The sequence below is a fragment of the Streptomyces sp. NPDC111744 genome (genome assembly GCF_055634995.1).
In genome coordinates, this window is record NZ_JBVKCG010000001.1 from 150,658 (window position 1) to 162,958 (window position 12,301).

At 72.8% G+C, this 12,301-nt stretch carries 5 protein-coding genes; 2 read left to right on the forward strand and 3 right to left on the reverse strand.

Going from position 1 to position 12,301, the window contains the following annotated elements; translation table 11 throughout:
- The 3 genes from ACZ7OO_RS00730 to ACZ7OO_RS00740 form a co-directional block, all read right to left on the reverse strand.
- On the reverse strand, nucleotides 1-3,603 hold the full coding sequence (locus ACZ7OO_RS00730; RefSeq protein WP_471500110.1) for a UvrD-helicase domain-containing protein: 3,603 nt from the start codon (nucleotides 3,601-3,603) through the stop codon (nucleotides 1-3).
- A 51-nt stretch (nucleotides 3,604-3,654) separates the two neighbouring features.
- The gene (locus ACZ7OO_RS00735; protein ID WP_471500112.1) at nucleotides 3,655-6,963 is read right to left on the reverse strand and encodes an ATP-dependent helicase; all 3,309 of its coding nucleotides are present in this window, start codon (nucleotides 6,961-6,963) and stop codon (nucleotides 3,655-3,657) included.
- Nucleotides 6,964-7,229: 266 nt separating this feature from the next.
- Nucleotides 7,230-7,616, reverse strand: a complete 387-nt coding sequence (locus tag ACZ7OO_RS00740) for an MGMT family protein (RefSeq protein ID WP_471500114.1) — start codon at nucleotides 7,614-7,616, stop codon at nucleotides 7,230-7,232.
- A 161-nt stretch (nucleotides 7,617-7,777) separates the two neighbouring features.
- Between ACZ7OO_RS00740 and ACZ7OO_RS00745 the strand changes: the two genes are divergently transcribed.
- Entirely contained in the window at nucleotides 7,778-10,561 is a 2,784-nt protein-coding gene (locus ACZ7OO_RS00745; protein ID WP_471500116.1) for a lysylphosphatidylglycerol synthase domain-containing protein, read from the forward strand.
- Between the two features lie 95 nt (nucleotides 10,562-10,656).
- Nucleotides 10,657-12,198 carry an alpha/beta hydrolase gene (locus tag ACZ7OO_RS00750; protein ID WP_471500118.1) on the forward strand — a complete coding sequence of 514 codons (1,542 nt, stop codon included), beginning with the start codon at nucleotides 10,657-10,659 and terminating at the stop codon, nucleotides 12,196-12,198.
- Nucleotides 12,199-12,301 lie beyond the last annotated feature (103 nt).

Genomic DNA, 12,301 nt, shown 5'->3' on the forward strand with positions numbered 1-12,301 from the left:
CTATCGGCCCGCACCGACATCCTCGGCGGGCGGTTCGTCACACTCGGCTTGTCCGACGATCAGCCTTTCGAGGGCGGCACGGTCCGGCAGGCCGTCCGGCCGTTCCACCTCACCGGTGCGGACGTGCACGAACGCGACCGTGACCGATTCGGGCGGCACGCCCTGCTGCTCGGCCCAGCCGATCCGGTAGATCGCGAGCTGGAGCGGGTCGGCGGACCGGGTGCGGCTGGTCTTCCAGTCGACGATCTCGTACGTCGACTCGTCCCCGTGCCCGCTCTTGTATACGGCGTCGATACGGCCCCGTACGACCCGGCCGGCGAGAGCGAGCTGGAAGGGTGCCTCGACGCGGTAGGGCGTGCGATGGGCGTACTCGGTGCGTTCGAAGGCCTCCTTGAGGGCTTCGAGGTCGCGTTCGTCGGCGATCTCTGCGTCGCTTCCGGGCAGCTCGTCGGGTTCCAGCATGGGCAGGGTGAGCTCTTCGAAGCGCGCCTCGACCCAGGCGTGGAAGCGGGTGCCCCGGCGTGCGGCCGGTTGCGGAGGGCGCGGCATGGGGCGCGCGAGTTCCTGGGCGAGCCCGTCCGGGTCCTCGGCCAGCCGCATCAGCTGGGTGGCGGAGAGAGTGGCCGGCAGGGGTACGTCGGTGACGCTCCGGCGGGCGTGCAGCAGCTCGCCGGTGAGGGCGTCGAGGTCGCGGTCCCAGGAGGCGACGGCGCGGGCCTCCTCTGCGGTGAGGAGGGTGCGCTCGGTATCCGGCACGCGCGGGTGCCCAGGTTCCGGGACGCGTTCCTGTTCCTGGTCTTGGGCGCCTTCGTGCTCCGGCGTGCGCGGGGGCGTGCGCTCGGCGGGCGTGGCCTGGTGCGGGACCGTGGGGCGGTGGGCGCTCCAGGCCTCCCAGTCGGCGGAGTCCTCGTCCGGGAGGCCGTCCTCGTCCGGGAGGTCGTCCTCGTACGGCTCGGGCTCCTCGTCGTCGGGCGGCGGGGGCCACTCCGGGTCCTCGTGGGTGACGGGGTCGTGGCCGGCCGCGGGGAGACCGTCCTCCCCAGTCGTGAGCGCGTCCAGGTGGGCGAGGACGGTCTCGGCGGCCGCGCGGCGACGGGCCAGGGCGGCCTCGTCGAGGGGCAGCGGCCACACCTGGTCGGCACTGGCGGTGTGCAGGGCCGGGTTCTCCTCGTCCTCCTCCGGTTCGTCGGCCCAGGCCTCGATCTCGCCCTGTCCGGTGGCGCAGTGGTCGTACAGGGCCTTGAGGAAGTCGGAGGGGCCGCGCGGTTTCTTCTGGCTGGGGCCCCACCAGTGGCCGGAGCCGAGGAGCAGGGAGCGGGGGCGGGTGAAGGTGACGTAGCCGAGGCGGAGTTCCTCGGTGTGCTGGTGGTCCTTCATGGCCTCGTGAAAGGCCTTCATGCCCCGCGAGTCCCAGGCCTCGACATCGGGGAGGGTGTCGGTGTCGCCGCGCAGGGCGTGCGGGAGGACCTTGGCCTGGGCGGTCCACTTCTCGCGGCCCTGGCTGCTCGGGAAGGCGCCCTTGACCAGCCCGGGGACGACGACGACGTCCCACTCCAGGCCCTTGGACCTGTGCGCGGTGAGCACCTTGACGGTGTTCTCGCCGCCTGGCAGGGCGTTGTCGAGGCCCTTCTCGTACTGGGCGGCGGTGCGCAGGAAGCCGAGGAAGGCGAGCAGGGTCGCCTCCTGGTCGCCGGCCGCGAAGGAGGCGGCGACGTCCAGGAAGTTGGAGAGCGTCTCGCGGCGGCGGGCGGCCAGCGCGTGCGGGGACGCGGACAGTTCCACCTCCAGGCCGGTGACGGCGAGGACGCGGTGCAGGACGTCCATCAGCGGATCGGACAGGGAGCGGCGCAGCTCGCGCAGTTCGGTGGCCAGCCGGGCGAAGCGCACGCGCGCGTCCGGCGAGAACGGCAGGCCGTCGTCCCGCTGCTCGGTGTCCATCGGCAGCTCCAGGAACGTGTCCAGGGCGTCCGCGAGCGATATCACCTCGGCCGGGTCGACCCCCTCGACGGCCTCGGCGAGCCTGCGGTCCGGGTCGTCGGCGTCGCCCACGCGCGCGTGGGACACCAGCAGCCGGGCGCGGCGGCCGAGGAGGGCGAGGTCGCGGGGGCCGATGCGCCAGCGCGGGCCGGTCAGCAGCCGGACCAGGGAGGCGTTGGCTCCGGGGTCCTGGAGCACCTCGCAGACGGCGACGAGATCGGCCACCTCGGGCAGGTGCAGCAGCCCGGAGAGGCCGACCACCTCGACGGGGATGTCACGCGCGACGAGGGCACCCTGGATCTCCGCGAAGTCGGTCGCCGTACGGCACAGGACCGCGATCTCGCCGGGTGCCGTGCCGGTGCGGACGAGGTGGGCGACGGAGTCGGCGATCCAGTCCATCTCCTCGGCATGAGTGCGCAGCAGGGCGCAGCGGACCATGCCGTCGAGTTCCGCGCCCGGGGCCGGGCGGAGGGCCGCCACGCCCGCGTGCATGGCGCGCAGCGGCTCGGCGAGGCCGTTGGCGAGGTCGAGGAGGCGACCGCCGCTACGGCGGTTCTCGCTGAGCGCCTGACGGGTGGCGGGGCTCCCGTCGGCGTGTGCGAAGTGCTCGGGGAAGTCGTCCAGGTTGGCGACGGAGGCGCCGCGCCAGCCGTAGATGGCCTGGCAGGGGTCGCCGACGGCGGTCACGGGATGGCCGGAGCCGCCGCCGAACAGGCCTGCCAGGAGTACCCGTTGGGCCACCGAGGTGTCCTGGTACTCGTCGAGGAGTACGACACGGAACTCGTCGCGCAGCAGCCGGCCCACCTCGGGGATGTCGGCCAGCGCGGCAGACAGCGCGATCTGGTCGCCGAAGTCGAGCAGGTCCCGCTCGCGTTTGGCGGTCCGGTAGCGCAGGACGAGCTCGGCCAGTTCGCGGCGGGCGGCGGCCGTCTCGGGGACCTTGCGCAGGTCGGCGTTGCCGAGCTTGACGCCTGCCAGGGTGTTCAGCAGTCCGGCGTCCCAGGTCCGCAGGTCCTCGGGGCGTACGAGGTGTTCGGCGAGTTCGGAGTCGAGGGTGAGCAGGTCGCTGACCAGGTCGGCGAAGGAGCGGGTGAGGGCCGGGTAGGGGCCGGGTGCCTCGCGCAGCACGCGCGCGGCCAGCTGGTAGCGGGTGGCGTCGGCGAGCAGCCGGGAGGCCGGCTCCAGGCCGATGCGCAGGCCGTGGTCGGTCAGCAGGCGGCCCGCGAAGGCGTGGTACGTCGAGATGGTCGGCTCACCGGGCGGGTTGTCCGGGTCCGACCAGAAGGGGGCGGCGCGAAGTGCTGTCGTTGAGGGGTGGTGGCCGGGCGACGGGAGGGCGTCGGGGTCGGTGACGCCCGCCTTGACGAGCGCCTTGCGGACGCGTTCGGCGAGTTCGCCGGCCGCCTTGTTGGTGAAGGTCAGACCGAGGACCTGCTCCGGGGCCACCTGTCCGGTGCCGACCAGCCAGACGACGCGGGCCGCCATCACCGTGGTCTTGCCCGACCCGGCTCCGGCCACGATCACCTGCGGGGCGGGCGGCGCGATCACGGCTGCCGTCTGCTCCGGGGTGAACGGGATGCCGAGGAGCTCCTTGAGCTGCTCGGGGTCGGTGATACGGGCGGGCATGCCGTCGAGGCTAACGGTGACCACTGACAACGGTGGGACAGGCGTCGTACGTCACTCGACCACGTGACGTCCCTCGGGCCGCGCACTGCACGACGCCCGGAAGGCGCAGTGCGTGCAGTGTTGGCCGGTGGTCGGCGTGAAGCGTTCGTCGAGGACCTTGCCGGCGGCGGTGGCCAGCAGGTCGCCGACCCACTCGCCCTCCAGCGGCTCCTGGGCCTGCACCTTGGGCAGGGTCTCACCGCCGTCGCGCTGGGCGGCGCCCTGCCGGAGGTGGATCAGCTCGGCACCGCCGGGCTCGGGGCGTACGCCGTCGAAGGCCTCGTCCACGGCGCCCTCGCGGACCGCGAGCTGGTAGACGGCGAGCTGCGGATGGCGGGCCACCTCGGCCGCGCTCGGGGCCTGTTTGCCGGTCTTGAAGTCGACGACGTACGCGCGGCCCTCGCCGTCCGTCTCCACACGGTCCATCTGGCCGCGGATACGCACCTCGTAGTCGCCCGCTTCGAGGCTGACGTCGAAGTCCTGCTCGCTGGCCACGGGAGTGCGTGCGGTGCGGTCCAGGACGTGCCATTTCAGGAAGCGTTCGAGCGCCACGCGCGCGTTGTCCTTCTCCTGGGCCGACTTCCAGGGGGCATCGAAGGCGAGCGCGTTCCACACCGACTCCAGGCGCTCCATGAGGACGGCGAGGTCGGCGGGGGTGCGTCCGGAGGCGACCTCGTCGGCCAGGACGTGCACGACGTTGCCGAAGCCCTGGGCGGTGGTGGCAGGCGCGTCGGCCTTCACCTCGCGGCCCAGGAACCACTGCAGGCTGCAGGTGTTGGCGAGCTGGTCGAGAGCACTGCCGGAGAGCACTACGGGCTGGTCGCGGTCGCGCAGCGGCACCTTGCTCTCGGTCGGCTCGAACATGCCCCACCAGCGGTAGGGGTGGGCGGAGGGCACCAGGGGGCGGCCGTCCTCGTCGGAGAGCGCGGCCAGCCGGGCCAGACGCCGGGCGGCTGCCTCCCGCAGCGCGTCGGAGGCGCGCGGGTCGACCGTGGTCGCGCGCAGCTCGGCGACCAGGGCGGCCACGGAGAGCGGGCGGCGGGGCCGGCCGGTGACGTCCTGGGGTTCGGCGCCCAGCTCGGTGAGGAACCGGGAGGGCTGGTCGCCGTCGTCCGCGGGGGCCTTCACGGCGGTGACGACGAGGCGTTCTCGCGCGCGCGTGACGGCGACGTAGAACAGACGGCGCTCCTCGGCGAGGAGTGCGCCCGGGGTGAGCGGTTCGGCGAGTCCGTCGCGGCCGATTCGGTCCGCCTCCAGGAGCGAGCCGCGGCGGCGCAGGTCGGGCCACAGGCCCTCCTGGACGCCGGCGACGACGACCAGGCGCCACTCCATACCCTTGGAGCGGTGCGCGGTCAGCAGGCGGACGGCGTCGGGGCGTACCGCACGCCCGGCGAGAGTGTCGGCGGCGATGTCCTCGGCCTCGATCTCGGCCAGGAAGTTCAGCGCGCCCCGGCCGCCGCTGCGCTCCTCCGCGCGGGCGGCGGTGGCGAACAGCGCGCACACGGCGTCCAGGTCACGGTCGGCGTTGCGGCCTGCCGCGCCGCCTCGCCGGGCGGTGCGCTCCAGGCGCGAGGGCCAGGGTGTGCCGTTCCACAGGTCCCACAGCGCCTCCTCGGCCGTACCGCCGCCCGCCAGGCGCTCCCGGGCCTTCCTGAGCAGTGCGCCGAGCCGCTGCGCCCCGCGCGCGTATCCGGGGTCGTGGACGGCCAGGCGCTCGGGTTCGGCGAGCGCCCGCGCGAGCAGGTCGTCCGAGGGCGGCGGCAGCGCGTTGCCGGCCGCCCGCTCCTCGTCGCGCAGGGCCCGGCCGAGGCGGCGCAGGTCGGCCGGGTCCATGCCGGCGAGAGGGGAGGTGAGCAGGGTGAGCGCGGTCTCTGTGCCGAGCCAGCGGGGGGCCGCTGCCACGCCCTCGTCCGGACCAGGGCGTGCCGCTTCCGCCTCCGCCACCGCCCGGAGCGCCGTCAGCAGGGGTGCGACCGCCGGTTCGTGGCGCAGCGCAACGTCGTCGCCGTCGATGTCCAGGGGCACACCGGCCGCGGTGAGGGCGCGGCGGACCGTCGGGATGGTGCCGGACCCGGCGCGCACCAGGACGGCCATGTCGCTCCAGCGGACACCGTCCTCCAGGTGCGCGCGCCGGAGGATGTCGGCGATGTTGTCCAGCTCGGTGCCGGACGTCGGGTACGTGTAGACCTCGACGCTGCCGCCGTCCCGCGCGGCTGTCAGGTCGCGGTGGGCGCGCACCTTGTCGGCGGGCAGCCGGGTCAGCGGCATCCGCTGGGTCAGCAGGCGGGTCGCGGCCAGCAGGCCGGCGCCGGAGCGGCGGGAGGTACGCAGTACCCGGACCGGGGCGGAACGGCCGTCCCCGCGCGCGAAGGCCGACGGGAAGTCCAGGATGCCGTTCACGTCGGCGCCCCGGAACGTGTAGATCGACTGGTCCGGGTCGCCGAACGCGACCAGGGTGCGGCCGCCGCCTGCCAGGGCGTGCAGCAGCCGCACCTGCGCCGGGTCGGTGTCCTGGTACTCGTCGACGTACACGGCGTCGTAGCGGCCGGCCAGGTCCAGGGCGACCTCGGGGCGCTGGGCGAGCAGCACCGCGCGGTGCACGAGTTCGGCGTAGTCGAGGACGCCCTGGAGGTCGAGGACGTCGAGATACTCGGCGAGGAAGGCGGCCGCGGCCCGCCAGTCGGGGCGGCCGATACGGCGCGCGAAGGCGTCCAGGGCGGCGGGGTCCAGGCCCAGTTCGCGGCTGCGGGCGAGAACCGCGCGGACCTCGTCGGCGAAACCCCGGGTGGTCAGGCAGGCGCGCAGTTCGTCCGGCCAGCGCACGGGGTCGAGCCCGAGCCGCTCCAGCTCGGCCTGGCCGGCCAGCAGCTCGCGGACGGTGACGTCCTGCTCGGGACCGGACAGCAGTCGCAACGGGTCGACGAACAGGCCGCTGTCCTGGTGGGCGCGGACCAGGGCGTAGCAGTACGAGTGAAAGGTGGTCGCCCGGGGCGCACGGGCCGCGCCGACGCGCAGGGCCATGCGGTCGCGCAGTTCGACGGCGGCCTTGCGGCTGAACGTCAGCACCAGGATCCGCTCGGGGTCGCCGCCACGGGCGATCCGCGCGGCCACCGACTCCACCAGGGTGGTGGTCTTCCCGGTGCCGGGACCGGCGAGGACGAGCAGCGGGCCGTGCCCGTGGTCAACCACGGCGCGCTGTGCGGCGTCCAGAGGAGGGGGATCCGCATCGGCCGGCGGCGTACGCACCAGTCGGTAAGCGCCACGGGTCCCCTGTCGCACCGGGAGGTGCGACAGGCGCCTGGTGGAGGAAGAGGAGCTCACGTGGTTCGCCGGTCCTGGTGGGTGTGCTGGTTGGCTCGCGGGCGTGCGGGCGGTGTGGTGGCCGCGGGGTGAGGGGGACACGCGCAGCCGACGCTACGCCGGCGAACCGGACGGAAGCAGAGCTTCCGCTTCTTCCCGTCCGCCTCGGGCGGCACTCGTGGCACGCGCGCCCCGCACCCCACGAACGTACGTCATGCCACGGACGTCCCGGGTGTCCCTCGAACGGGCCACTGGCTCCCCCCGAGGGCCTCGGATGGCGGAAGCTGTCAGGTGTGAGCCCCTGCGTCCACGCCGCCGTCCCACCGCGCCCGCTTCATGTCGAGCCGCGGCAGGTGACCCTCCGCGGCCCTGCCCGCCTCCTTCAGCGGAGTGCCCTCGGCGCGGTAGTGGTCCAGGGCGCCCAGCTCGTGCCCCGGCAGCAACACCCCGTCGGCGCGCACCACACGCCACCAGGGGGCGGAGCCGCCGTAGAGGGACATCACCCGTCCCACCTGGCGCGGCCCTCCCTCCTCCAGCCACTCCGCGACGTCGCCGTAGGTCATCACCCGCCCGGGCGGGATCCGCTCGGCGACCTCCAGGACCCGCTCGGCGTACTCGGGCAGCTCGTCCGCGTACCCCTCTCGGGTGTCCTCGGGAAGGCTCTGCTCGCTCATTCGCCCCATCCTGCCGCATCCCACCGACAACCCCTGTGGCGCGCGTCAGGCCTCCGCCTCGCCCTCGGGCGGCGCTTGGGGCAGACTGTGCGCCCCCGCATCTGCACCCTGATGCCCTCGTGTGTCGGTGGGGCATGCCACCATCGTGCGGGCGGTGACTGGTGATACGAGACCAAGAAGAGACGAGCGAGCAGCAGGGCGTGCACCCCGACGGAGCGGCGGGCACCTCTGACGCCGCAGCACGCCCGGACGCCGCGGAATCCGGCACCGCAGGTCCGGAATCCACGCGTCCGGACGCCGTGGAGCCGGACGCCGGACACCCGGACCCCGCCGCCGCCCCCGACGCCCCTGAGGCGGAACACGTGCCGGACGAGACCCACACGGACGAGGTGGAGGGCGACGAACCGCTGCTCCCCGCGCGCGTGCACCGCCCCTCCGACCTCATGCGCCTCCTGGCCGGCGTGCTCGCCATCGTCCTCCTGCTCGGCATCGCCGCGTTCGCGCACGGCACCACCTCCGGACTCGAACAGGACATCAACAAGGGCACCGGACAGGCCCCCGACCTGCTGATCAGGATCGCGGGACTGGCCTCCAGCATCGCGATCCTGCTGGTGCCGGTCGCGTTCGCGATCGAGCGGCTGATCAAGCGGGACGGGCTGCGCATCGCCGACGGCGTGCTCGCGGCCGTCCTCGCGCACGGTGTGACCCTCGCCACCGACCTGTGGGTCGCCCGCGCCGCCCCGGACTCCATCCAGGAGGCGCTCACCCAGCCCTCCCCCGGCGACATCCACGCCCTCACCGACCCGGTACACGGCTATCTCGCGCCCGTCATCGCCTACATGACGGCCGTCGGCATGTCCCGGCGGCCGAGATGGCGCGCGGTCCTGTGGATCGTGCTGCTGCTCGACGCGTTCTCCATGCTCGTCACCGGCTACACGACACCGTTCTCGATCATCCTCACGGTACTGATCGGCTGGACCGTCGCCTACGGCACGCTCTACGCGGTCGGCTCCCCCAACGTCCGCCCCACCGGCCGAACCCTGCTGGCCGGCCTGCGGCACGTCGGCTTCCACCCGGTCGGCGCGGCCCGCGAGGAGGCCCTGGACACCGAGAACGGCGACCGGGGCCGGCGCTACTTCGTCACCCTGGAGGACGGGCCGCCGCTGGACGTCACGGTCGTCGACCGGGAACAGCAGGCCCAGGGCTTCTTCTACCGCGCCTGGCGCAACCTGACGCTGCGCGGCTTCGCCACCCGCTCCAGCCTGCAGTCGCTGCGCCAGGCCCTGGAGCAGGAGGCGCTGCTGGCGTACGCGGCGATCGCGGCCGGTGCCAACGCGCCCAAGCTGATCGCCACCTCCGAGCTGGGCCCCGACGCCGTGATGCTCATCTACGAGCACACCGGCGGCCGCACGCTCGACTCGCTGGCCTACGAGGAGATCACCGACGAACTGCTGCGCAACACCTGGCACCAGGTACAGGCGTTGCAGTCGCGCCGGATCGCGCACCGCAGGCTCGCGGGTGACGCCATCCTGGTGGATCGTTCCGGCAAGGTGATCCTCACGGACCTGCGCGGCGGCGAGATCGCCGCCGGCGAGCTGCTGCTGCGCATGGACGTCGCCCAGCTGGTCACCACGCTGGGTCTGCGGGTCGGCGCCGAGCGGGCGGTGGCCTCGGCGGTCGGCGTCCTCGGTCCCGACGCCGTCGCCGACTGTCTGCCGATGCTCCAGCCGATCGCGCTCACCCGCTCCACGCGCGCGACGCTGCGAAGACTGGCCAGAGAGCGCGCCCAACGCGAACGCGACGCGGTCCTGGAGGCGTCCCGGCAGGCCAAGCAGGCCCGCGCGGAGGAGGCCGAGAAGCCTGACAAGAAGACGGTGCGCGCCGAGCAGCGGGCCGAGAAGCGGGCCCTGGACGACGCGCTGGAAGAGGCCCGTGAGGAGGATCTGCTCACCCAGATCCGGCACCAGGTGCTGAAGATCAGGCCGCAGGCGCCCGTCGAACCGGCCCGCCTGGAGCGGGTGCGACCGCGCACCCTGATCAGCCTCATCGCCGGCGCGATCGGCGCGTACTACCTGCTGACCCAGCTCACCCACATCGAGTTCGGCCCCTTGGTCGCGAACGCCCAGTGGGGCTGGGTGATCGCCGCGGTGCTGTTCTCGGCGGTCAGTTACGTCGCCGCCGCGATGGCACTGCTCGGGTTCGTGCCCGAGCGGGTGCCGTTCGTGCGGACCGTGGCGGCGCAGGTCGCCGGGTCGTTCGTGAAGATCGTGGCGCCCGCGGCGGTCGGCGGTGTCGCCCTCAACACACGGTTCCTGCAGCGCGCGGGCGTGCGCCCCGGGCTCGCGGTCGCGAGCGTCGGCGCCTCGCAGCTGTTCGGGCTCGGCTGTCACATCCTGATGCTGCTGTCCTTCGGCTATCTGACCGGCACCGAGAAAACCCCGTCGCTGTCGCCGTCCCGCACCGTCATCGCGGGCCTGCTGACCGTCGCCGTACTCGTCCTCGTGGTGACCTCGGTGCCGTTCCTGCGGAAATTCGTCGCCACGCGCGTGCGGTCGCTTTTCGCCGGTGTGGTGCCGCGCATGCTGGACGTGCTCCAGCGGCCGCAGAAGCTCGTCACCGGCATCGGCGGCATGCTGCTGCTGACCGCCTGCTTCGTGATGTGCTTGGACGCCTCCATCCGCGCGTTCGGTGACCAGTCGACCTCCCTCAGCATCGCCAGCGTCGCCGTCGTCTTCCTCGCCGGAAACGCGCTCGGCTCCGCGGCGCCGACCCCGGGCGGTGTCGGCGCGGTGGAGGCGACCCTGACCGTCGGCCTGATCGCCGTCGGCCTCCCCAAGGAGGTCGCGGCCCCCGCCGTCCTGCTGTACCGGCTGCTGACCCTGTGGCTGCCGGTCCTGCCCGGGTGGCTGGCCTTCAACCACCTGTCCCGCAAGGACGCGCTCTAGGCACGAGGGCGCGAGGCGTTACGGCCGTACCGGGGTCGTACCTCGTACGGCTCGCGCCCCGCGCGCGTGGCCGCGCGCGACCCCAGGATGGGAGCATGCCGAACCCCTTCCGGATCCGTGTCGCCGCCCTGACCGCCGCCCTGGTGCTGTCCTCCCTGCTGACCGGGTGCGGCGACGGCTCCAAGGACGGGGACCTGGCGGCACAGAAGCTGAACTGGAAGGACTGCCCGGCCCCCGACGAGGCCGAGGGCGGGGGCGGCGCCCCCTCGCCGCTGCCCGGCGGCGGCGCCTGGCAGTGCGCCACCATGAAGGCACCCCTGGACTGGTCGAAGCCGAAGGGCGACACCATCGGTATCGCGCTGATCCGTGCCAGGGCCAGCGGCGACGCGAGCAAACGGATCGGCTCTCTCGTCTTCAACTTCGGTGGGCCCGGCGGCAGCGGCGTCACCACGCTCCCCGCGTTCGCGGAGGACTACGCGGCCCTGCGCACCCGCTACGACCTCGTCAGCTTCGATCCGCGCGGCGTCGGCCGCAGCGACCCCGTCGAGTGCGAGAACGACTCCCAGCTCGACAACTACTTCCAGCAGGACGCAACGCCCGACACCAGCGCCGAGCGCACCCAGCTGATCAACCGCACCAAGCAGTTCAACGCCGCCTGCGAGAAGAACTCCAAGACGATCCTGCCGCACGTACCCACCACCGACGCGGCCCGCGACATGGACCTCATGCGCCAGGTCCTCGGCGACAGACAGCTGCACTACTTCGGCATCTCCTACGGCACCCAACTCGGTGGCGTCTACGCCCACTTGTTCCCGAAGAACGTGGGGCGGGCCGTCTTCGACGCCGTCGTCGACCCCACCCAGAACCCCGAGCAGAGCTCGTTGGGGCAGGCCAAGGGCTTCCAGCTCGCGCTCGACAACTTCGCCGAGGACTGCACGTCCAAGAAGACCGACTGCCCGATCGGCAACACCCCGCAGGACGTGAAGGACCGCATCGCCAAGCTCCTCACGGACCTCGACAAGAAGCCGATCCCCGGCATCCTCCCCCGCCAGCTCACCCAGACCGCCGCCACCAACGGCATCGCCCAGTCCCTGTACTCCAAGGACTTCTGGGAGTACCTCACCGAGGGCCTAGAGGAGGCGTACAACGGCGACGGGAAGATCCTGATGCTGCTGTCCGACTCGATGAACGGCCGCAACCAGAACGGCGAGTACAGCAACATCACCGCGGCGAACATCGCCATCAACTGCGCCGACGAAAAGCCGCGGTACACCACCGACTATGTCCAGCAGAGACTGCCCGAATTCCGCGCCGCCTCCCCGCTGTTCGGCGACTTCCTCGCGTGGGGCATGGTCAGCTGCACGAACTGGGCGGTGCCGGGCGCCGCCGACCATCCCGACGTCAGCGCGCCGGGGTCGGCGCCGATCCTGGTCGTGGGCAACACGGGTGACCCGGCCACACCGTACGAGGGTGCGAAGAAGATGGTGGAGTCGCTGGGGAATGGCGTCGGGGTGGAGCTGACGTACAAGGGGCAGGGGCATGGGGCCTACGACAGCAAGAACAAGTGCGTGCAGTCCGCCGTGAACGGCTACCTGCTGGACGGGAAGGTACCGAGGGCCGGCACGGTCTGTTCGTGAGCGCGGGGGCGGAAGAGAGTCGCGCCAGCCTCCAGATCGTCAAGAAACCGCAGGTCAAAGGGTTATCCACAGACTGCAACGGCCTGTGCTCGATCCGCCTACT

What these genes read in the sequence shown, in the direction of transcription:
- ACZ7OO_RS00730 (WP_471500110.1), bottom strand. Translation starts at nt 3,603, where the DNA reads ATGCCCGCCCGTATCACCGACCCCGAGCAGCTCAAGGAGCTCCTCGGC.
- ACZ7OO_RS00750 (WP_471500118.1), top strand. Translation starts at nt 10,657, where the DNA reads ATGCCGAACCCCTTCCGGATCCGTGTCGCCGCCCTGACCGCCGCCCTG.
- ACZ7OO_RS00740 (WP_471500114.1), bottom strand. Translation starts at nt 7,616, where the DNA reads ATGAGCGAGCAGAGCCTTCCCGAGGACACCCGAGAGGGGTACGCGGAC.